The organism is Streptomyces sp. NBC_01433, assembly GCF_026340105.1.
Taxonomy (GTDB): domain Bacteria; phylum Actinomycetota; class Actinomycetes; order Streptomycetales; family Streptomycetaceae; genus Streptomyces.
On the sequence record NZ_JAPEPM010000001.1, the window covers coordinates 4652925 to 4674643 of the forward strand.

The window sequence follows — 21719 nt, forward strand, 5'->3', positions numbered from 1 at the left end:
TTCCTAATACGAGTAGAAGACACCAGGCTTGCCCGAGACATTGTCCTTCGCCCCCCAAATATAGTGCTTCGCGTTCTTGGCGTTGCCTGCGGTAATCCGCTGACGATGGTCCTTGTCATAGCTGGTGGAGCCTCCGAGGGAGACGCCGAAGGCGCTGACGGCACCAGACCACTTGACGCTCTTGTTCCTGCTGATCTGGAAGTAGGATCCAGCAGGAACGTAGGCCCGGTGCTTTTTCGGGGAATCGAAGAACTTACTCCCGTCGAGATGCCTGACGTCCTTGCCGTACTTTCCGGTTGCCCCGCCTGCGGGAACAGTGTATTTCCCCGGCTTGATCACGTAGCGCAACATTGGGCCACCGCCCCCGCATCGCCATGTTTCCTTGATCTTCGTGTACAGGAGAGGGATCTTCCACTGCTTCGCGTAGTAGGAACCCTTGTTCGTGTAGCCGGTGGAGCTTCCGATGGCGGACCCGAGGGTCACTGATCCTGTGACGGTCCATTTCGAACCGACCTTTGCAGCTGTTTCCACCGTGGATGAAACTTTGTTGTCGTAGTCGAAAGATGCTTTTGCATCCCAAAATGCGTGGGCTTCGCCGACCGTGGTGTAGTAGATCTTTTTATCGATAACTTCCGACTTTGTCCTGTCGCAGCCGCCGTCCTTCGCCTCGATGGGCATCGAGGCGGTATTCACACCATTGATGACGTAGGGATCTTCAGTGGGTATGTCCCCCGTGGCGCTCTGCCACTTCGGCAGTGGCGAGTCACCGTTCCTGTCAGCCAGACTGGCGTCCAGCTTCGATCCCCAGCTCTGGGCGTACTGGGCGTCGCGTGGGTTGGCCGTGCTGTCGGCCAGGGACGTCGGCTCGTCGGAACCGCTGCTGCTCGATGTCGGCTGCAACGCCGCAGGTACCACCTCGGCGTCAGCGACCTGGGCCTTCACCTCGGGTGCGGCGGCAACGGGGGCGGCGGAGAGATGCGAGACTCCAGTCATCTGGATACCGCTGCTGGTCTGCCCGGCCACTGTGGCGACCGCGTTGACCACCCCGCCGTTTTCTGCGGCTGCTTGCTCGACATTGCCGGGCAGCGCGGACGGGAGCGGTATCGACCAGGTTCCATCCGCGGCGGTCACTGTTTGGCCGAGGGTGGGAAGCGTGATCGCCGATCCGTTCTCCGGCACTACATCGGTGGCTTCCAGCAGAACGGGAAGGCCGCTTGCGGGAGCGCCGTTGCCCAAGGTGAACTTGCCGGAGAAGACGGATGGGCCGGTCGAGGGCAGGGGCTCAGCGCTTTCCGCGGGTGCCGCCGGCACATCGGGATCTTCGGGAATGCTGGAGAACGGCTTGGCGCTGGGGTCGGCAGGTGCGAGACAGGAGGCCACATCTGCCATTACGTGCCCAGAAATTCCGGTTCTGACTTCATCGTTGACCTGTATGAAAGGAGACTCGGTATAACTCTTGACTACTCCCTCACTCTCTTCGTCGTTACTCATTGTGTAGAAGGTTCCGGGACCGGGACTCCAGCCCTGAAGAGCTCCCGTCAGGCCGGTTGCGACGACTTTCACCGCCATCAACCCGGCGCTGTAGCTACGCCATTGGCGTACGGTTCCATTTTTCAGTGCATAGATTGAATTCCCGACCGACCAGACATCGTCGGCCGAGGAGATTTCATTTATTGTTTCCGCAGTGGGGGGAATTGTTATGTGGATTTTTGTGATTGTGCCCGTGCCATTTACTGGATCGCTCTGTGAATATCGGTCGATCCCTCCTTGGTTGTTCAGCACATGGATCAACGGGCCATTGGACCAGATCTGCTTGGGCCGTTTCCATGGAACTGCGTGAGTTTTTACGAGCTTGAGCAGAGGTCCGCCAGAATCTGTCTGATCCTTGTAGACGTTCAACTTGCCGTCATTGGTCGTCTCGTATATCAAGCCGTTACCGGCGGTGAATACTTTACTGAACATGGGTATTTCCCCGACTGCATTCGGAGATTCAGTGAGCGGGGCTGCGGTACCACCACCCTGCGGATCCCAATCCACATACTTCCGGATCGACCGTTTCAGCATCCCCCCGGAGCCGACGGGGCCCACCACGTAAGTTGCCACGCTCGACTTGCATTCCTCGGCTGAAGCGTCCGCGGGGGCAACAGCTACTGGAACCACTGTCAAACAGCCAGCCATTACGACGACGGCACACGCTGATTGGGCAAAAGGCCCTCGAAATCTTCTCACTTGAGAAGCAGGCATAATCTCTCATTCCGTTTCGCTCATGGATAGCTCGATTCCGGTAAATCTAAGCACAAATTTACCCGTGTCATCAGATCGGGCGGGGGCGTTTTTGAATCAAGCGGAATGTGTAATTCCATTTGTATTGTTTTGGTGTACACTTATGCACCTTTTGGTATAGGTGCTGCCGGGGCGCGGCTGAGGTTTCCTTGAGGATTTCCATGGCGGGAGGGGCTGAGGTGGGCGGAGCGTGGGGGTGGGTGTGTCGAGAATTTACTTACTCTTTACCCTGCCGGGCTAAAGGAAGGCGCAAGCGCAGCCCCCGCCCTGGGCGTGAAGGGCACGACGTTGATCACTGCGCTGTGTCGCGAAGCGGCTGATGTCGTGCGGGCGGTTTCCAGGGTGCCCCTGTGCGGTTCGTGAGTCGTGGACTTCGATCAACAGTCGGCCCCGTCCGGTGTCTGCGGCGGTCATGGCCATTTCGCTGTCGTCGTTCTGCGGCACATGCCACGTGCTGATGAGGTCGCGCAGCCTTCGGCGGCTGATCGCCACCGACATGGTGGTGCGCGTCGACAAACCGCTTCGGGGGCCGGAATCCGAACGGAACTTTCAGAAGCTTGGAGTGCGGGCACGATGGCACCGGAAGGCATCTGGCGTACTGCTGAGAGGAATCCGGGAAGCGGTCGGTCTGACGCTGGTTCGCCACGGCCGAACAGGCGGCGCGCGAATCCGGTGACCGGCACAGGCTTGCCCGGGTGCTGAGCCGACACGCGATGGTGCCGCTCACTTACGGTGCTCCGAACGCCGCCACAGCGATGGCCGGTCGTACCCCGAACGAGGCCGACCGGTCCCCGAGCGCTGCCGCTGCCCTGGCCGCGGCCGTCAGCCATCCATCATGATCCGCGTGTTGATCGCCGTCGACGGTGCGGCCTGTGTCCGGACGGATGGCGATCCGGCCGGGGCGGCCGACCTCGCCGTCAACGCAGGGGCCCAATTACCTGTGGCGTACCGCGACGGTTCGGTCCGCTCACGGGTCGAGTCGTTGTGCCAGGCGCTCCCCGGGTGTCCGGGAAGCGGACTGCGCGACGCATCGGCGAGCCACTGAGTCCTTGGGGAAGAGGTCAAGGGCCCCGAGCGCTCGCCCCTGGAAACCCGCCCTCACGCGAACCCGCGGGCCATCTCGTCCAGGATCTCCTCGATCACCTCGGCCGGCTGGCGGGCCCGGTCCTCCTCGATCCACATGCGCATCGCGATCCGCATCGAGGACAGAAAGGCCGCGGCGAGGACCATCGGCCGCACCGGTCCGTCCGGGGGGCCCGGGCGGGCGGCCACCGCGTCGGCCAGGTCCCGTTCCATCGCGGCGTGGTTGGCCAACTGGCGGGCGAGGAGGGACGGGTGGCGCATGGCCAGTCGGGTGCGTACCGCCCACTCGCGCTCCGGCGGGGCCACCCCCTCCGTGAACCGGGCCATCGCCGCCCGCAACGCGGTCCAGGCGGGCTCATCGGCGGGGCGCTCGCGCACGGCCTGGACCAGTCCTTTTATCTGCTGCTCCTCCCGGTACAGGAGGGCGTCCTCCTTGTTCGTGAAGTAGTTGGAGAACGTTCTGCGGGAGATCCCGGCCGCGTCGGCGACCGCCTCCACCGTCACGTGGTCGAAGCCGTGCTCGACGGTCAGGCGCAGTGTCGCCTCGTGCACGGCCTGCCGGGTGGCTTCCTTCTTGCGTTCCCGCAGTCCCACAGAACTCTCCATGCGGCCAGTATCTACCTGCTGGGCATTTTTGCGCAGTGAGCAAAATTGCCCACTGTGCATGTATGGTGAAGCCTTCCCTTTCCTGCCCAGACCCTCCGGAGGTTGCGCGTGAGCGCACAAACGGCCGCGCCGACCGACGTCGCGCCGATGGATCACCGCCACGTACTGCGGGCCCTGAGCGGTCTGCTCATCGTGCTGTTCGTGGCGATGATCAGCAGCACGGTGGTCTCGGTCGCGCTCCCGCAGATCATCGGCTCGCTCAACGGCACGCAGTCGCAGTACACCTGGGTCGTCACCGCGACCCTGCTCGCCTCGACGGCCTCCACCCCGATCTGGGGCAAGCTCGCCGATCTGTTCAGCAAGAAAATGCTGCTCCAGATATCCATCGGCATCTTCGTCGTCTCGTCGATCGCCTGCGGTTTCGCTCAGTCCACCGAGCAGCTGATCGCCTTCCGCGCCCTCCAGGGCCTCGGCATGGGCGCCCTGCAGGTGCTCGTCCAGGTGATCATCGCCGCGATGATCAGCCCCAAGGAGCGCGGCCGTTACAACGGCTACCTCGGCGGCGTCATGGCCGTCGCCACCGTCGGCGGGCCGCTGCTGGGCGGCTTCATCACCGACGCGTCCTGGCTGGGCTGGCGCTGGTGCTTCTTCGTCGCGGTGCCGTTCACGCTCCTCGCGTCCGTGATGCTCGGCCGCACCCTGCACCTCGCCGAGGTGCGCCGCCCCGAGACCAAGGTCGACTACCTCGGCGCCACCCTCATCGCCGCCGGGGTCAGCCTCCTGCTGCTCTGGGTCACCTTCGTCGGCAACGACTTCGACTGGCTCTCCTGGCAGACCGCCGTCATGGTCGGCGCGAGCGTCGTGATCCTGGGCGCGGCCGTCCTCGTCGAGGCCCGGGTCAAGGAGCCGGTCGTGCCGCTCCATGTCGTACGCCGCCGGGACCCCGCCCTCGCCATCGTCGCGAGCCTCGCGGTCGGTATGGCGATGTTCGGCGGCGCGGTCTTCCTCGGCCAGTACTTCCAGATCGGCCGCGGCTACTCGCCGACCGAGGCCGGACTGCTCACCATCCCGCTGATGGCCGGAGTGCTCGTCTCCTCGACCGTCGCCGGACGCATGGTCTCCAAGACCGGCAAGGTCAAGCCCTACATCATCACCGGTGTCGTCGTGCTCACCCTCGGCTTCCTGGGGCTGTCCACGATCGACCACGAAACCAACCTGGTCCTCGTGTCGTTCGGGATGCTTGCCGTCGGCATCGGTGTCGGCATGTCGATGCAGAACCTGGTCCTGGTCCTCCAGAACACGGTCCCGCTCAGCGAACTCGGCGCGGCCAGCGGTGCGATCACCTTCTTCCGCTCGCTCGGCGGCACCATGGGCGTCTCGGTGCTGGGCGCGGTGCTCGCCAACCAGGTCGCCACGAAGATCACCCACGGCCTGAAGGAGCTGGGCATCGACCCGGCGGCCTCCGGGTCGGGCGGCTCGACCCTGAACGTGGCGGCCATGCCGCCGCAGGTCCAGGAGGTCGTACGCGCCGCGTACGGTGACGCGACCGGCCACATCTTCCTGATCTCGGCGGCCATCGCGGTGATCGGCGTGGTGGCGTCCCTGTTCCTGACCTCCACGAAGCTGCGCGACAGCGTGGATCTGTAGCCCCGAAATCCCCGTGACGCGGGGTCTTTGTGGCTGTGCCCTGTGCCGTCGAGGCGCGGGGCACAGCCATGACCGCGGCCGGCGGGACCGGCCGCCGGCGACTTCATGACCTTGCCGGGCGCCGGGGCGCGGGCGACAATGTCGCCACGTGGGGTGTGGGGAACGGGGGGGGGATCATTCATGACTGAACTGCTGGTGCTTTTCGGCGGGTTGATGACATTGGTCGTCGTGCTGATCGTGAAGCTGCTCGTCAGGTCCCGGCGCCGTACGGAAAATCTCGACGGCCTGGAGATCGAGCGTCAGCACCGGGAGGGAATCCGGCACATCAAGGCGGCCAATCACTCGGCGTCGGTCCACAACCGGTTCTTCGACGGTGGCCGCGAGACACACCGGTGACAGAGACACGGCGGTGACAGGGGCCGATGGCAGATGCCCCTGACAAGGGCCGGTGACCTGCGCCGGAGACCTCGCGCATGGCTCCGGCGAGCCGCGAGAACACCTGCTCGACTGAGGTAGTGTGACCCATCCCCGCACGGGGACCGCCCCGACAAGGGGGCCGACCAAGGAGGTGAGACCCATTACCGCTGGATCAGGCTGGGTGCTCACCTCTCACGATCGCGTCGTCCCACCGGCATAGGCGATCGCGGAGCGCCCATCGGCTTTCCCGAAAGGCTCCGCTTCATGTCGGTCTTCTCTTCGCCGTCCTCACTCTCCTCGATCGCCACCACGCTCCGTGCCGCCGGCTGTGTCTTCGCCGAGGACGAGGCCGAACTCCTCGTCTCCACCGCCGAATCACCGGCCGCCCTCGCCGCGATGGTCGAACGCCGCGTCGGCGGACTTCCTCTCGAACACGTCCTGGGCTGGGCCGAGTTCTGCGGTCAGCGCATCGCCGTGGACCTGGGTGTCTTCGTGCCCCGCCGCCGTACCGAATTCCTGGTCCGGCAGGCCGCGGGCCTCGCCCCCGCACAGGCGGTCGTCGTCGACCTCTGCTGCGGATCGGGCGCGCTCGGCACCGCGCTGGCCGCGACGCTGGACCGGGTCGAACTGCACGCCGCCGATGTCGAACCCGCGGCAGTACGCTGCGCCCGGCGCAATGTGGGCGGCCTCGGCCAGGTCTACGAGGGTGACCTCTTCGCCCCGCTGCCCGGCTCGCTGCGGGGCCGCGTCGACATCCTGGTCGCCAACGTCCCCTACGTACCGACGGACGACGTCGAACTGCTGCCCGCCGAGGCGCGCATCCACGAGCCGCGCGTCGCGCTCGACGGTGGCGGGGACGGACTCGACGTCATGCGCCGGGTGGCGGCCGAGGCGCCGCGCTGGCTGGCCCCCGGCGGCAGTCTGCTGGTCGAGACGAGCGAGCGACAGGCGGCGCGGGCGGCGGAGACCGTGGGCGGCAGCGGACTGATCCCGCGCCTGGTGACCTCCGAGGAGCTGTACGCCACCGTCGTCATCGGGACCCTGCCCGGGTGAACCGGGACCCTGCCCGGGGGAGGGCCAGGCCCGCACCCGGGCAGGGGAGGGCCCCCACCCGGGCAGAGCGGAGCAGGGCAGCGGAGTGCGCGGGTGTCAGGCGAACTGCCACCGCGTCTGGCTGAACGGATCGCCCTTGCCGAAGCCGAAGGCCGTGCGCGGGGTCACCGCGAACACGTCCGCGCGGCCGGACGCCCCGTTGACGAACGCGCCGTCGCTCACCTCGAAGTGCCAGTCACCGCCGTACTTCGCCTCCCACGCCTCGGCCAGCCGGGCCAGCCTGGTCTCGTCCGTCACCCGCCCCGCCCGGCCCTCGACGACCACGTCGAAGCCGGTGTCCAGCGTGTTGGCGCCGGTCGTCAGCACGACCTCCGGATTGGCGAGCAGATTGCGCGCCTTGCGCTCGGTGGGACCCGTACAGAAGTGCAGCGCACCGTCCCACCAGACCCCGATCAGCGGTGTGACGTGCGGGCGGCCGTCCGGGCGGACCGTGGACAGCCAGTACAGCCGCGCCGCGTCCAGCACGGCCACGCCCTCCCGCCAGGGACGGGCCGTGGCTCCCTCACTGCTGAACCGGGCGTCCAGCTCGGTCACCGGGGTGTTCGACGGCATGGTTCCTCCCATATTTCTTCCTCGGTATGCGGACTCCGCCCCGGCTCCGGATTCATCGGTGCGGGACAACCCTTAGGCTCGAACCGGTGTGATTCTCAGGGTCGGCGGGCAGGAGAGCGCGGATGTCAACGGTGCCGGGGCGCAGAAGCAGTACGTTCACCCGACTGCTGCGGCACGGATTCACCGACCCGTCCGCCGCCGAACAGCTGCTGGACCTGGATGCCCTCTCCGCCGTACGGTCCGATCCGGTCCTGCTGGAAGCGCTCGGCGCGACCGCCGACCCCGATCTCGCGCTGCGCGGCCTCGTCCGGCTGGCCGAGGCGGAGGAGGCCGACGAACGGCAGGTCCTGCTCGACACCCTGGTCACCGCCAAACCCCTGCGGGACCGGCTGCTCGGCGTTCTCGGCGCCTCCGAGGCGCTCGGGGACCATCTGGCGCGGCATCCGCGGGACTGGCAGGCACTCGTCACCTACGAGGCCGTGGATCTGCACCCCGGGGTCGCCGAGTTCGAGCAGGGGCTCGCCGACGCCGTCGACCCGGACTCGCTGCGCGTCGCCTACCGCAGGTGCCTGCTGGGGATAGCGGCCCGCGACGTGTGCGGGACGACGGACCTGGCCGAGACCGCCGCCGAGCTGGCCGACCTGGCGACCGCGACACTGCGGGCGGCGCTCGCCATCGCGCGTACGTCCGCGCCCGCCGACGCCGCGCAGTGCCGGCTCGCCGTCATCGCGATGGGCAAATGCGGCGGACACGAACTGAACTACGTCTCCGACGTCGACGTGATCTTCGTGGCGGAGCCGGTCGACGGGGCCGAGGAGAACGGGGCCGTGCAGGCCGCCGTCCGGCTCGCCGCCCACCTGATGCGGATCTGCTCCGACACCACCGTCGAGGGCACCATCTGGCCCGTCGACGCCAACCTCCGCCCCGAGGGCCGCAACGGGCCGCTGGTGCGGACCGTGTCCTCGCACCTCGCGTACTACCAGCGCTGGGCCAAGACCTGGGAGTTCCAGGCGCTGCTGAAGGCCCGGCCCGTCGCCGGTGACCCGGAGCTCGGCGCGGAGTACGTCGAGGCCGTCTCCCCGCTCGTGTGGCAGGCCGCGGACCGGGAGAACTTCGTCCCCGACGTACAGAAGATGCGCCGCCGCGTCGTGGACAACATCCCCGCCGACCGGGTGGAGCGGGAGCTCAAGCTCGGTCCCGGCGGACTGCGGGACGTGGAGTTCGCCGTGCAGCTGCTCCAGCTGGTGCACGGACGCAACGACGCCGGCCTGCACAGCGGTACGACGCTGGAGGCGCTGCGGGCGCTCGCCGAGGGCGGGTACGTGGGCCGCGCGGACGCCGCGCAGCTCGACGAGGCGTACCGCTTCCTGCGCTCCATGGAACACCGCATCCAGCTCTACCGGCTGCGCCGTACCCACCTGGTCCCCGAGGACCCGGCGGACCTGCGGCGGCTCGGCCGCTCCCTGGGGATGCGCACGGACCCGGTGGCCGAGCTGAACAAGGCGTGGAAGCGGCACGCCTCCGTCGTACGGCGGCTGCACGAGAAGCTGTTCTACCGGCCGCTGCTGGACGCCGTCGCCCAGCTGGCGCCCGGCGAGTCCCGGCTCAGCGCGAAGGCGGCCGGAACCCGCCTCGAAGCCCTCGGGTACGCGGACCCGGCCGCCGCGCTGCGGCACCTGGAAGCGCTGTCGTCCGGGGTGTCGCGCAAGGCGGCCATCCAGCGCACGCTGCTGCCGGTGCTGCTCGCCTGGTTCGCGGACTCCGCCGACCCGGACGCCGGACTCCTCGGCTTCCGCAAGGTGTCCGACGCGCTCGGCAAGACCCCCTGGTATCTGCGGCTCCTGCGCGACGAGGGGGCGGCGGCGGAGAATCTCGCCCGGGTCCTGTCGGCCGGCCGCCTCGCGCCCGACCTGCTGCTGCGGGCCCCGGAAGCCGTCTCGATCCTCGGCGACCCGCACGGGCTGAAGCCGCGCACCCGCAACAACCTGGAGCAGGAGGTGCTGGCCGCGGTCGGGCGGGCCGGGGGCGCCGAGTCGGCGGTGGCCGTGGTCCGCGGCGTACGGCGGCGGGAGCTGTTCCGTACGACGGCGGCGGACATCATCGGCTCCTACGGCACGGAGGAGAGCCCCGCAGAGCCGGACCACGGGGCCCTCGTCGACCGGGTCGGCTCCGCGGTCACGGATCTGAACGCCGCCACGCTCTCCGGCGCGCTCCGCGCCGCCGTACGCGAACGGTGGGGCGACACCCTGCCGACCCGGTTCGCGGTCATCGGGATGGGCCGCTTCGGCGGTCACGAGCTGAGCTACGGCTCCGACGCGGACGTCCTGTTCGTCCACGCGCCGCGCGAGGGCGTCGGCGACGAGGAGGCGAGCCGGGCGGCCAACACGGTGATCACCGAGATGCGCAGACTGCTCCAGCTGCCCACGGCGGACCCGCCGCTCCTGATCGACGCGGATCTGCGGCCCGAGGGCAAGAGCGGTCCGCTGGTGCGCACCCTGAAGTCGTACGAGGCGTACTACCGGCGCTGGGGGCTGGTCTGGGAGAGCCAGGCCCTGCTGCGGGCCGAGCCGATGGCGGGCGACGAGGAGCTGGGGCGCAGCTTCGTCGAACTGATCGATCCGCTGCGGTATCCGATGGAGGGCCTGGGGGAGGACGCGGTCCGGGAGATCCGCCGTCTCAAGGCCCGGATGGAGTCCGAGCGCATGCCGCGCGGCGCCGACCCGACGCTCCACACCAAACTGGGGCGCGGCGGGCTGAGCGATGTCGAGTGGACGGTACAGCTGCTTCAGATGCAGCACGGCCGGGCGGTGCCCGGACTGCGCACGACCCGTACCCGTGAGGCGCTGGCCGCGGCGTGCGCGGCGGAGCTGATCCCGGCCGAGGAGGCCCGGACCCTGGACGACGCGTGGGTGCTGGCGACCCGGGTGCGCAACGCGGTGATGCTGGTACGGGGGCGGCCCGGCGACACGTTTCCGTCCGACGGGCGGGAGATGACGGCGGTGGGGCGCTACCTGGGGTACGAGCCCGGACACGTCGGCGACATGCTGGACGACTACCGGCGGATCACGCGCCGGGCGCGGGCGGTGGTGGAGGAGCGGTTCTACGGGGCCGCGTGACGGGTTCTAGGGGGCCGCGTGACGGGGGCTGCGGGGTGTGACGGGTGAGCCAGCAGCCCGGCGTACGCCGAGCGGTAGTCCCCGGCCCCGGCGTACGCCGGGCCGAGGGCGCGTGCGGCGGGATGCCCTCAGCGGCGGCCCGAGGGCTCCGGCACCGGTCGCCGGTCCCGTGCGGCCGCAATCGACGTCAATCCCGTCAGGTGCCCCCCGCCGGACGGCACCAGCTTCGGCAGCCGGTGCGGCAGCGATCCGTACCAGACGTACGAGACCGTGAAGCCGAAGGCCAGGCAGACCATGCCGCCCACCGCGTCCAGCCAGAAGTGGTTGGCGGTCGCCACGATCACGACCAGGGTGGCCGCCGGGTAGAGCAGGCCCAGGATGCGCGCCCAGGGCGCGGAGGCCAGCGCGAAGATCGTCAGACCGCACCAGAGCGACCAGCCGATGTGCATGGACGGCATCGCCGCGTACTGGTTCGACATGTTCTTGAAGTTGCCCGAGGCCATCGAGCCCCAGGTCTCGTGCAGCATCACCGTGTCGATGAAGTTCCCGCCGTTCATCAGACGGGGCGGCGCAAGCGGGTACAGGTAGTAACCGAGCAGGGCGACGGCCGTGGTCGCGAAGAGCGCCAGCCGGGCCGCCGCGTAGCGGCCGGGATGACGGCGGAACAGCCAGATGAGCACACTGATGGTGACGATGAAGTGCAGCGTCGCGTAGTAGTAGTTCATCGACACGATCAGCCATGTCACCGAATTGACCGCGTGGTTGACGGTCTGCTCGAAGGCGATGCCCAACGACTTCTCCACCGACCAGATCCAGTCCGCGTTGCTCAGTGCCGCGGCCTTCTGCTCGGGCACGGCGTTGCGCACCAGCGAATACAGCCAGTAACTGACCGCGATCAGCAGGATTTCGAACCAAAGACGTGGACGGCGCGGAGACCGCAGTGCGCGGAACTTCGCCAGCATGCCCTTACGCTCGGCCTCGGGGGACGCCTCGTCCACGATGGGTGACGGGGTGTCCGCCGACCGGCCTTCCTGTATTTTCACTCGCGATTCACCCATAGGCACAGAGTCTGCCAGATACGTCCCCCTCCGCCCGATCATCCTCCGGTCGGGTTCCGGTCGCACATCCTGCACCTCAAGCACGAGTGTCCTGCGCCTCAAGGACGAGCGTGGGACCCTGAGAGGGCTCCGGGTCCCGACGCGGTTGAACCGCGAACCACCAGCTCAGGCATGAAGACGAACTCGCTGTGCGGAGCCGGGGTTCCACCGATCTCCTCCAGGAGGGTGCGCACGGCCGCCTGGCCCATCGCCGTCACCGGCTGCCGGATGGTGGTCAGCGGCGGATCGGTGAACGCTATGAGCGGCGAATCGTCGTACCCCACCACCGATAGATCGCGCGGCACCTGACGCGACAGCCGGCGGGCCGCCCGGATCGCGCCCAGAGCCATCATGTCGCTCGCGCACACCACCGCCGTGCACCCGCGCTCCAACAGCGCCGACGCGGCGGCCTGACCGCCCTCCAGCGTGTACAGAGAGTGCTCGATCAGCTCCTCCACCTCGTCCGGGGCGAGGCCGAGCTGCTCCCGCATCGTGGCGTGGAACCCCTCGATCTTGCGGAGCACCGGGACGAAGCGCTTCGGTCCGACCGCGAGCCCGATCCGCTGGTGTCCGAGCGCGACCAGGTGCGTCACCGCGAGCCGCATCGCCGCCCGGTCGTCGGGGGAGATGAACGGCGCCCGCACCTTGGTCGAGAAGCCGTTGACCAGGACGAAGGGGACGCCCTTGGCCCGCAGTTGCTCATAGCGCTGCATATCGGCGGAGGTGTCCGCGTGCAGTCCGGAGACGAAGATGATGCCGGCGACGCCGCGGTCGACGAGCATCTCCGTCAGCTCGTCCTCGGTGGATCCGCCCGGACTCTGGGTCGCCAGCACCGGTGTGTAGCCCTGCCGGGTCAGTGCCTGGCCGATGACCTGGGCCAGCGCCGGGAAGATGGGGTTCTCCAGCTCGGGCGTGATCAGGCCGACCAGCCCCGCGCTGCGCCTGCGCAGCCGTACGGGACGTTCGTAGCCGAGGACGTCGAGCGCCGCGAGGACGGATTCACGGGTGGCCGCCGCTACACCGGGCTTGCCGTTCAGGACTCGGCTGACCGTGGCTTCGCTGACCCCCGCCTGAGTTGCGATATCGGCAAGCCGTGCGGTCATGGAAGGCGACTGTACCGGGCCCGTGTCGGATTGCCCACTGTGCGCGGGATTCGGGCGCGAGGCCCCTTCCTGCCCGGTGACGACAGTGCTCGCACGGACGTCCGTAGCAACATCTTGCAAGCTCTTGCGGGCGGCCGATGCGGGCTGCGATCGGATCGTCGCACTACGGGTACACCGGGTGTGGCCTGCGGTGGCAGGGGGTAGGGGCTCCCGTCAAGAGGGTTGACGGCAACCTTGAGGACACGCGAATGTAACGATCGCCGGACCTTGCAGAAATCTTCCGCAAGGTCTTTCGGTCGTCTTTCATCCTTGTTACGTTCACGTCGACCCGGCGCCGCGACGGAGCGGTACGGCAGTTGAAGGAGTTCAGATGCGACGTGGCATAACGGCCACCGCCCTGGTCGCGGCCCTGGCGCTCGCGGCGACCGCCTGCGGCAGCGACGACGAGTCCGGCGGGAGCAAGGGCTCGGGCGAGCTCTCCGGCACGGTGACCTGGTGGGACACCTCGACCGTCGGCAGCGAGGACAAGGTCTTCAAGAAGCTCGCCGAGGGCTTCGAGAAGGAGCACCCGAAGGTCGACGTCAAGTACGTCAACGTCCCCTTCGGCGAGGCGCAGAACAAGTTCAAGAACGCCGCGCAGGCCGGCGCCGGCGCCCCCGACGTGATCCGCTCCGAGGTCGCCTGGACCCCCGAGTTCGCGGACCTCGGCTACCTGGCCCCGCTGGACGGCACCTCCGCCCTGAAGGACCAGGACGACTTCCTCAAGCAGGCCGCCGCGTCCACCAAGTACAAGGACAAGACGTACGCCGTCCCGCAGGTCATCGACTCCATGGGCATCTTCTACAACAAGAAGATCTTCAAGGAGGCCGGTGTCGATGTCCCCACGACCATCGACGACCTGAAGACCGTCTCCAAGAAGATCAAGGACAAGACCGGCAAGACCGGCCTCTACCTCCGCGGCGACGACGCGTACTGGTTCCTGTCCTTCCTGTACGGCGAGGGCGGCGACCTGGTCGACGCGGGCAGCAAGTCCGTCACCGTCGACCAGCCCGAGGGCGTCAAGGCGTTCAAGGTCGTCGAGGACCTCGTCGAGTCCGGTGCGGCCAAGACCGACGCCACGGACGGCTGGGAGAACATGCAGTCGTCGTTCAAGGACGGCAAGGTCGCGATGATGATCAACGGCCCGTGGGCCGTCGCCGACACCCTCGCGGGCAATGAGTTCAAGGACAAGGACAACCTGGGCATCGCCCCGGTCCCGGCCGGTGCCGCCGCTCAGGGCGCCCCGCAGGGCGGCCACAACCTCGCCGTGTACGCGGGCTCCAAGAACCTCGACGCCTCCTACGCCTTCGTCGAGTACATGACGTCGGTGCAGAGCCAGGCCACGACGGCCGGTGAGCTGAACCTGCTGCCGACCCGTACCTCCGCGTACGCCAAGCAGGAGGCGGTGGACAGCGAGATCGTCGGCTTCTTCAAGCCGGTCGTCGAGACCGCCGTCGAGCGCCCCTGGATCCCGGAGACCGGCAGCCTCTTCGCCCCGCTCGTCACCGAGTACACCAAGGTCCTCACCGGCCAGACCACCCCGGAGAAGGCGGCCTCCGCGACCGGCGACTCGTACCGCAAGCTCCTCAAGGGCTGGAAGTAACAGGAAGGTTGGCCGACTGATGGCTGTCCACACCAGCCAGTCGGTGGCGAAGGCCGCGGACGACGACGTCGTCCGCGGCCCCAGCCGCGGTACTGGTAACCCCCCGCCGCCGGGCCCGCTCCGGCGGGCCATGTCGACCCACTGGTACGCCTGGGTCATGGTCGCCCCGGTCGTCCTCGTGATCGGCGTGATCATCGGCTACCCGCTGGTCCGCGGCATCTACCTGTCGCTGACCGACGCCAACGAGCGCAACGTCGCGCGGTCCATCGGGGTCAACGAACTGCCCGCCACCTACAAGTTCGTGGGTGCGGACAACTACGTCGACGCCCTGACGGGTACCCAGTTCCTCGGCACGCTCGGCTGGACGCTGGTGTGGACGGTCTCCTGCGTGGGCATCACGTTCTGCCTCGGCATGGCGCTGGCCAACATCCTCAACCGCCGTATCGCCGGACGCTCCGCCTACCGGATGGCCCTCATCCTGCCCTGGGCCATCCCCGGCTTCGTCTCGGTCTTCGCCTGGCGCTTCCTCTACAACGAGGACCGCGGGCTGCTCAACAAGATCCTCGGCGGTGCGGGCATCGACGGGGTGCCGTGGCTGAACGACCCCACCTGGGCCAAGTTCTCCGTCATCGCGGTCAACGTCTGGCTCGGCATCCCGTTCATGATGGTCGCCCTGCTCGGCGGACTGCAGTCCATACCCTCGGAGCAGTACGAGGCGGCCGAGATGGACGGCGCCACCGCCTGGCAGCGCTTCCGGCACATCACGCTCCCCGGACTGCGCCCGGTCTCCACCACCGTGGTCCTGCTCTCCACCATCTGGACCTTCAACATGTTCCCGGTGATCTTCCTGCTGACCCGCGGCGGACCCGGCGAGGCCACCCAGATCCTCGTCACCCAGGCGTACAAGTTCTCCTTCGAGATCAGCCCGCGCGACTTCGCGCAGTCCTCCACGTGGGGCGTGCTGATCCTCGTACTCCTGATGCTCTTCGCCGTGATCTACCGGCGAGTCCTGCGCACCCAGGGAGACAACTGGTGACCACCGTTACCGAGCACCCCGGCAACGCCGTCCGCAAGCCGCGCCTGCGCGGCGACCGTTCGCCGGTCGCCTCCGTGGCCCTGCACCTCACCCTGATCATCGCGTCCGTCGTCGCGGTCTTCCCGGTGCTGTGGGTCCTGCTGACCTCGCTGAAGCCCGCCAAGTACGCCACGACGACGGACTTCTTCCGCGAGACCACGTTCGTCAACTACACGAACCTGATCAGGGACACCGAGTTCCTGAGCTGGTTCGGCAACTCCGTGATCATCGCGGGGCTCTCCACCGTCATCGGTGTGTTCGTCTCCGCCACCACCGGCTACGCCGTCAGCCGCTTCCGCTTCCCCGGCAAGCGCGGGCTGATGTGGACGCTGCTGATCACGCAGATGTTCCCGGTCGCGGTCCTCATCGTGCCGATCTACAACATCATGTCGAACATCGGCCTGCTCAATCAGCCCGCCGGTCTCGTCATCACCTACCTCACCATCTCGGTGCCGTTCTGCGCCTGGATGATGAAGGGGTTCTTCGACACCATCCCGCGGGAGATCGACGAATCCGGTCAGGTCGACGGACTCACCCCGTTCGGCACGTTCTGGCGGCTCGTCATGCCGCTGGCCAAGCCCGGCCTCGCGGTCACCGCGTTCTACTCCTTCATCACCGCCTGGGGCGAAGTGGCGTACGCCTCCGCCTTCATGGTCGGTGACGAGAACCTCACGCTCGCCGGCGGACTGCAGAAGTTCGTCAACCAGTACGGGGCCCAGTGGGGCCCGATGACCGCGGCCTCCGTGCTCATCGCGATCCCGGCGGCCCTGGTCTTCCTCCTCGCGCAGAAGCACCTGGTCACCGGTATGTCCGCCGGAGCCGTCAAGGGCTGACCGGAAGGGGACCGATGGTCTTCGGCCCCCTTCCCGCCACCCGCACGACCCGCACCACCGCATCCGTCACGGCGGCGCCGGATCCCCGACCCGGTCCCGGCGCCGCTCCCCACCCAGACACCCCAGGGACGACATGACCCAGCACCTCGCTGCCCCCTCCACCGGCACGTCCGACGACGCCCCGGGCCACCGCACCGGCTGGTGGCAGGACGCGGTGATCTACCAGGTCTATCCGCGCAGCTTCGCCGACGGCAACGGCGACGGCATGGGCGATCTGGCAGGCGTCACCGCCCGGCTCCCGTACCTCAGGGACCTCGGCGTCGACGCCGTCTGGCTCAGCCCCTTCTACTCCTCGCCGCAGGCCGACGCGGGCTACGACGTCGCCGACTACCGGGCCATCGACCCGATGTTCGGCAGCCTCCTGGACGCCGACGCCCTGATCCGCGACGCCCACGACCTGGGCCTGCGCATCATCGTGGACCTGGTGCCCAACCACTCCTCCGACCAGCACGAGTGGTTCAAGCGCGCCCTGGCCGAGGGCCCCGGCTCCGCCCTGCGCGACCGCTACCACTTCCGCCCCGGCAAGGGCGCGGACGGCGAACTCCCGCCCAACGACTGGGAGTCCATCTTCGGCGGCCCGGCCTGGACCCGGACCACCGGTCCCGACGGCACCCCCGGCGACTGGTACCTCCACCTGTTCGCCCCGGAGCAGCCCGACTTCAACTGGGAGCACCCGGCCGTCGCCGACGAGTTCCGCTCGATCCTGCGCTTCTGGCTCGACATGGGCGTCGACGGCTTCCGGGTGGATGTCGCCCACGGTCTCGTCAAGGCCGAGGGCCTGCCCGACCTCGGCGGCCACGACCAGCTCAAGCTGCTCGGCAACGACGTCATGCCGTTCTTCGACCAGGACGGCGTGCACGAGATCTACCGCAGCTGGCGCACCATCCTCGACGAGTACCCGGGCGAGCGGATCGCCGTCGCCGAGGCCTGGACCCCCACCGTCGAGCGCACCGCGAACTATGTGCGCCCCGACGAGATGCACCAGGCGTTCAACTTCCAGTACCTGTCCACCGCCTGGGACGCCGCCGCGCTGCGCGAGGTCATCGACACCTCCCTCGACGCGATGCGGCCGGTCGGCGCCCCCACCACCTGGGTGCTCTCCAACCACGACGTCACCCGGCACTCCACCCGCTTCGCCAACCCGCCCGGTCTCGGCACCCAGATCCGTACCGCGGGAGACCGCGAACTCGGCCTGCGCCGGGCCCGCGCGGCGACGCTGCTGATGCTGGCCCTGCCCGGCTCCGCCTACGTCTACCAGGGCGAGGAGCTCGGCCTGCCCGACGTCACCGACCTGCCCGACGAGGCCCGCCAGGACCCGTCGTTCTTCCGCGCCGAGGGCCAGGACGGCTTCCGCGACGGGTGCCGGGTGCCGATCCCGTGGACCCGTGAGGGCAGCTCGTACGGCTTCGGCAGCGGCGGCAGCTGGCTCCCGCAGCCGGCCGGCTGGGGCGACCTCTCCATCGAGGCGCAGACCGGGACCGAGGGCTCCACGCTGGAGCTGTACCGGGCCGCCATCGCCGCCCGGCGCGAGCACCCGGGGCTCGGCGCGGGCACCGCGGTCGAGTGGCTGGACGCCCCCGAGGGCGTCCTGGTCTTCGGCCGGCCCGGCTTCGTCTGCACCGTCAACACGACCGGCGCCCCGGTGCGGATGCCCACCCGCGGCAACGTGCTGCTGGCCAGCGCCCCGGTGACCGTCGACGGCGCCGAGGCCGTGCTGCCCGCGGACAGCACCGTGTGGTGGACGGTGTGACGCTGCCCGCACCCAGGACCGGTGCGGCCCCCCGGCTCTCCGACATCGCCGGACAGGCCGAGGTCAGCGAGGCGACCGTCAGCCGGGTGCTCAACGGGAAGCCGGGCGTCGCGGACACCACGCGTCAGCGGGTGCTCGCGGCGCTCGACATCCTCGGCTACGAACGGCCCGTGCGGCTGCGGCAGCGCAGCGCCGGACTGATCGGGCTGGTGACACCCGAACTCACCAACCCGATCTTCCCGGCCTTCGCGCAGTCCGTCGAACAGGTCCTGGCCGGGCACGGCTACACCCCGGTGCTCTGCACCCAGCTGCCGGGCGGCGCCACCGAGGACGAGCTCGTCGAGCAGCTCGTCGAACGGGGCGTCGGCGGCATCGTGTTCCTGTCCGGGCTGCACGCCGACCTGTCGGCCGACCCGGCACGGTATGCCGCGCTCACCGAGCGCGGCGTGCCGTTCGTCCTGATCAACGGCTACAACGAACGGATCAGCGCGCCGTTCGTCTCGCCCGACGACACCGCCGCCGTGCGGATGGCCGTGGGGCATCTGGCGGACCTGGGCCACCGCAGGATCGGTCTGGCGATCGGGCCGCAGCGCTACGTTCCCTCCCGCCGCAAGCGCGACGGCTTTCTCGACGCGTCGGTCTCGGTGCTCGGCCTGTCCCGGGCCGAGGCCGAACTCCTGGTGTGCTCAACGCTGTTCAGCGTGGAGGGCGGCCAGGTCGCGGCGGGCGCGCTGCTCGACCTGGGCTGTACCGGCATCGTCTGCGGGAGCGACCTGATGGCGCTCGGTGTGGTGCGGGCGGCCAGGGGCCGGGGGCTCGACGTTCCCCGTGATGTCTCGGTCGTCGGCTTCGACGACTCGCAGCTGATCGCGTTCACCGACCCGCCGCTGACCACGGTGCGCCAGCCCGTGCAGGCGATGGCGGCGGCGGCGGTGGGCGCCCTGCTGGAGGAGATCGGCGGCAGCCCGGTGCAGCGCACGGAGTACGTGTTCCAGCCGGAGCTGGTGGTACGGGGGTCGACGGCGGCGGTAGTGCGCGCCGTCTGACCGAGGGCGGGACCGCCCGACGTACGGGAGAGGCACCCGACGTATCCGGAGAGCCACCTCACGTACAGGTGGGGCATCGGACGTACCGGAAAGGCACCGGGCGTACAGGAGAGGCACCGGGAGTCGGCCCAGGATGGGCCGGCGGGGGAGTTGCGCGACTCCGGGTGCCTCTCTTGTCCGTGACCGGCCCGGCCGGCCGGGCGCGTGGGGCCCGGCGCCGAAGCGGCCGGGACCCCCGGCCGACCGGGCCGGAGTCCGGATGAACTTTACCTTCCCGCAATAACTTGCGAAAGACTTTGCAGGTAGGAAACTGCCTGATTTCGCGGATGTGAGCGGGAGATGTCCAAAGGGTTGACCAGGGCGGAGTGGGCTCGTACGGTCTGCTCCGCAGCAAGGTTTGCATTCTTGCAGCAAGAACCTTCAGGAGCCTTGAGGGCACGGCGCGTTGCCACGTGAGGCTGCACCGTCACCCGCGTTTCCCCCACCGCAGGAGGAAAGACATGGCACGCAGATCCCTCTCTGCCGCGCTCGCACTCGTGGCAGGCGTCGCTGTCCTCGCCGTCCCCGCCCAACTCGGCGCGGCGGACACCGCACAGGCCGCCGCGCCGGGCGACAAGGACGTCACCGCCGTGATGTTCGAGTGGAAGTTCGACTCCATAGCCAAGGCGTGCAAGGACACCCTCGGTCCGGCGGGCTACGGCTTCGTCCAGGTCTCGCCGCCCCAGGAGCACATCCAGGGCGGCCAGTGGTGGACCTCCTACCAGCCCGTCAGTTACCGGATAGCCGGCCGGCTCGGCGACCGGAACGCCTTCGCCGCCATGGTGAACACGTGTCACGGGGCGGGCGTCAAGGTCGTCGCCGACGCCGTCATCAACCACATGTCGGCCGGCTCGGGCACCGGCACCGGCGGCTCCGCCTACGGCAAGTACGACTACCCGGGCATCTACTCGGTCAACGACATGAACGACTGCCAGTCGCCGATCACCAACTACGGCGACCGCGGCAACGTACAGAACTGCGAACTCGTCGGCCTGGCCGACCTGGACACCGGCGAGGACTACGTACGCGGCCGGATCGCCGGGTACCTCAACGACCTGCTCTCCCTCGGCGTCGACGGCTTCCGGATCGACGCGGCCAAGCACATGCCCGCCGGTGACCTCGCCGCCATCAAGTCCCGGCTGAGCAACCCCGGTGTCTACTGGAAGCAGGAGGCCATCTACGGCGCCGGCGAGGCCGTCTCGCCCTCCGAGTACCTCGGCACCGGCGACGTCCAGGAATTCCGCTACGCCCGCGGCCTCAAGCAGACCTTCCTCAACGAGAACCTCGCCAACCTGAAGAACTACGGCGAGGGCTGGGGCTTCATGGAGTCGGGCAAGTCGGCGGTCTTCGTCGACAACCACGACACCGAGCGCAACGGCGAGACGCTGACCTACAAGAACGGCGCCGACTACACCCTCGCCAATGTCTTCATGCTCGCCTGGCCCTACGGCTCCCCGGACGTCCACTCCGGATACGAGTGGTCCGACAAGGACGCCGGGCCTCCCAACGGCGGCCAGGTCAACGCCTGTTACAGCGACGGCTGGAAGTGCCAGCACGCCTGGCGCGAGATCTCCTCCATGGTCGGCTTCCGCAACGCCGCCCGCGGCCAGTCGGTCACCGACTGGTGGGACAACGGCGCGGACCGGATCGCTTTCGGACGCGGCTCGAAGGCGTACGTCGCCATCAACCACGAAAGCTCCGCCCTGACCCGTACGTTCCAGACGTCGCTGCCCGCCGGTGACTACTGCGACATCCAGTCCGGCAACGGCGTCACCGTCAACGGGTCGGGCCAGTTCACCGCCACACTCGGCGCCAACACCGCCGTCGCGCTGCACGCGGGCGCCCGCACCTGCACTGGCGGCACCGGTCCGACCGACCCCGGTACGGGCCAGTCCGGCGCCTCGTTCGGCGTCAACGCCACCACCCAGCCCGGACAGAACATCTACGTCGCGGGCGACCAGCAGGCCCTCGGCTCCTGGGACCCCGCCAAGGCGCTGAAGCTCGACCCGGCCACGTACCCCGTCTGGAAGCTCGATGTGAGCCTGCCCGCCGGTACCTCCTTCGCGTACAAGTACCTCCGCAAGGACGCGGGCGGCAACGTCACCTGGGAGAGCGGCGCCAACCGCACCGCCACCGTCCCGGCCTCCGGCAGGTCCGCGCTGACCGGCGACGTCTGGCGCGGCTGACCACACCTCGGCCGTGTCGGGGCGGGCCGGGGGCGCACCGCGGTGCACCCCCGCCCCGCCCCTCGGTACCC

Annotated in this window: 16 protein-coding genes; 11 read left to right on the forward strand and 5 right to left on the reverse strand. The window is 68.7% G+C overall.

Annotated features, from left to right (window positions below; genetic code table 11):
- Positions 1 to 3: 3 nt before the first annotated feature.
- Complete coding sequence (locus OG413_RS21010) at positions 4 to 2103, reverse strand: hypothetical protein (RefSeq protein ID WP_266807706.1); 2100 nt, start codon at positions 2101 to 2103, stop codon at positions 4 to 6.
- 1015 nt (positions 2104 to 3118) lie between these two features.
- On the opposite strand from OG413_RS21010, the gene OG413_RS21015 reads away from it, so the two are divergent.
- Complete coding sequence (locus tag OG413_RS21015; protein WP_266807708.1) at positions 3119 to 3328, forward strand: hypothetical protein; 210 nt, start codon at positions 3119 to 3121, stop codon at positions 3326 to 3328.
- 53 nt (positions 3329 to 3381) lie between these two features.
- Here OG413_RS21015 and OG413_RS21020 read toward each other — a convergent pair whose 3' ends face one another.
- Positions 3382 to 3972 carry a TetR family transcriptional regulator gene (locus tag OG413_RS21020; protein ID WP_266807710.1) on the reverse strand — a complete coding sequence of 197 codons (591 nt, stop codon included), beginning with the start codon at positions 3970 to 3972 and terminating at the stop codon, positions 3382 to 3384.
- Positions 3973 to 4119: 147 nt separating this feature from the next.
- Between OG413_RS21020 and OG413_RS21025 the strand changes: the two genes are divergently transcribed.
- From OG413_RS21025 to OG413_RS21035, 3 genes are all read left to right on the forward strand, one after another.
- A complete protein-coding gene (locus OG413_RS21025; RefSeq protein ID WP_266810273.1) occupies positions 4120 to 5619 on the forward strand; it encodes an MDR family MFS transporter in 1500 nt (499 codons plus the stop codon).
- Between the two features lie 180 nt (positions 5620 to 5799).
- Positions 5800 to 6015, forward strand: a complete 216-nt coding sequence (locus OG413_RS21030; RefSeq protein WP_266807712.1) for a hypothetical protein — start codon at positions 5800 to 5802, stop codon at positions 6013 to 6015.
- Positions 6016 to 6300: 285 nt separating this feature from the next.
- Positions 6301 to 7089 (forward strand): putative protein N(5)-glutamine methyltransferase, encoded by a 789-nt coding sequence (locus tag OG413_RS21035; protein WP_266807714.1) that lies wholly within the window; start codon positions 6301 to 6303, stop codon positions 7087 to 7089.
- A gap of 96 nt (positions 7090 to 7185) precedes the next feature.
- On the opposite strand, the gene OG413_RS21040 is transcribed toward OG413_RS21035, so the two are convergent.
- A complete protein-coding gene (locus tag OG413_RS21040) occupies positions 7186 to 7701 on the reverse strand; it encodes a pyridoxamine 5'-phosphate oxidase family protein (protein ID WP_266807715.1) in 516 nt (171 codons plus the stop codon).
- A gap of 122 nt (positions 7702 to 7823) precedes the next feature.
- On the opposite strand from OG413_RS21040, the gene OG413_RS21045 reads away from it, so the two are divergent.
- The gene (locus OG413_RS21045) at positions 7824 to 10817 is read left to right on the forward strand and encodes a bifunctional [glutamine synthetase] adenylyltransferase/[glutamine synthetase]-adenylyl-L-tyrosine phosphorylase (protein ID WP_266807716.1); all 2994 of its coding nucleotides are present in this window, start codon (positions 7824 to 7826) and stop codon (positions 10815 to 10817) included.
- A 128-nt stretch (positions 10818 to 10945) separates the two neighbouring features.
- Here OG413_RS21045 and OG413_RS21050 read toward each other — a convergent pair whose 3' ends face one another.
- Both OG413_RS21050 and OG413_RS21055 read right to left on the reverse strand, forming a co-directional pair.
- Positions 10946 to 11875 (reverse strand): phosphatase PAP2 family protein, encoded by a 930-nt coding sequence (locus tag OG413_RS21050; RefSeq protein WP_266807717.1) that lies wholly within the window; start codon positions 11873 to 11875, stop codon positions 10946 to 10948.
- 98 nt (positions 11876 to 11973) lie between these two features.
- On the reverse strand, positions 11974 to 13017 hold the full coding sequence (locus OG413_RS21055) for a LacI family DNA-binding transcriptional regulator (RefSeq protein ID WP_266807718.1): 1044 nt from the start codon (positions 13015 to 13017) through the stop codon (positions 11974 to 11976).
- A gap of 370 nt (positions 13018 to 13387) precedes the next feature.
- Here OG413_RS21055 and OG413_RS21060 point away from each other — a divergent pair, with 370 nt between their 5' ends.
- The 6 genes from OG413_RS21060 to OG413_RS21085 all read left to right on the forward strand — a co-directional run bounded on the left by OG413_RS21060 (position 13388) and on the right by OG413_RS21085 (position 21648).
- Positions 13388 to 14659: an extracellular solute-binding protein gene (locus OG413_RS21060; RefSeq protein ID WP_266807720.1), complete on the forward strand. Its 1272-nt coding sequence runs from the start codon at positions 13388 to 13390 to the stop codon at positions 14657 to 14659.
- Between the two features lie 19 nt (positions 14660 to 14678).
- The gene (locus tag OG413_RS21065; protein ID WP_266807721.1) at positions 14679 to 15695 is read left to right on the forward strand and encodes a carbohydrate ABC transporter permease; all 1017 of its coding nucleotides are present in this window, start codon (positions 14679 to 14681) and stop codon (positions 15693 to 15695) included.
- Positions 15692 to 16567, forward strand: coding sequence for a sugar ABC transporter permease (locus OG413_RS21070; protein WP_266807723.1), 876 nt, complete (start codon positions 15692 to 15694; stop codon positions 16565 to 16567). Before OG413_RS21065 ends, OG413_RS21070 begins: the two co-directional genes overlap by 4 nt.
- Before the next feature lie 133 nt (positions 16568 to 16700).
- Positions 16701 to 18377 (forward strand): glycoside hydrolase family 13 protein, encoded by a 1677-nt coding sequence (locus tag OG413_RS21075; RefSeq protein ID WP_266807724.1) that lies wholly within the window; start codon positions 16701 to 16703, stop codon positions 18375 to 18377.
- Complete coding sequence (locus OG413_RS21080) at positions 18362 to 19423, forward strand: LacI family DNA-binding transcriptional regulator (protein ID WP_266807726.1); 1062 nt, start codon at positions 18362 to 18364, stop codon at positions 19421 to 19423. Before OG413_RS21075 ends, OG413_RS21080 begins: the two co-directional genes overlap by 16 nt.
- 500 nt (positions 19424 to 19923) lie before the next feature.
- On the forward strand, positions 19924 to 21648 hold the full coding sequence (locus OG413_RS21085; protein WP_266807728.1) for a carbohydrate-binding module family 20 domain-containing protein: 1725 nt from the start codon (positions 19924 to 19926) through the stop codon (positions 21646 to 21648).
- The last annotated feature ends 71 nt before the right edge of the window (positions 21649 to 21719 follow it).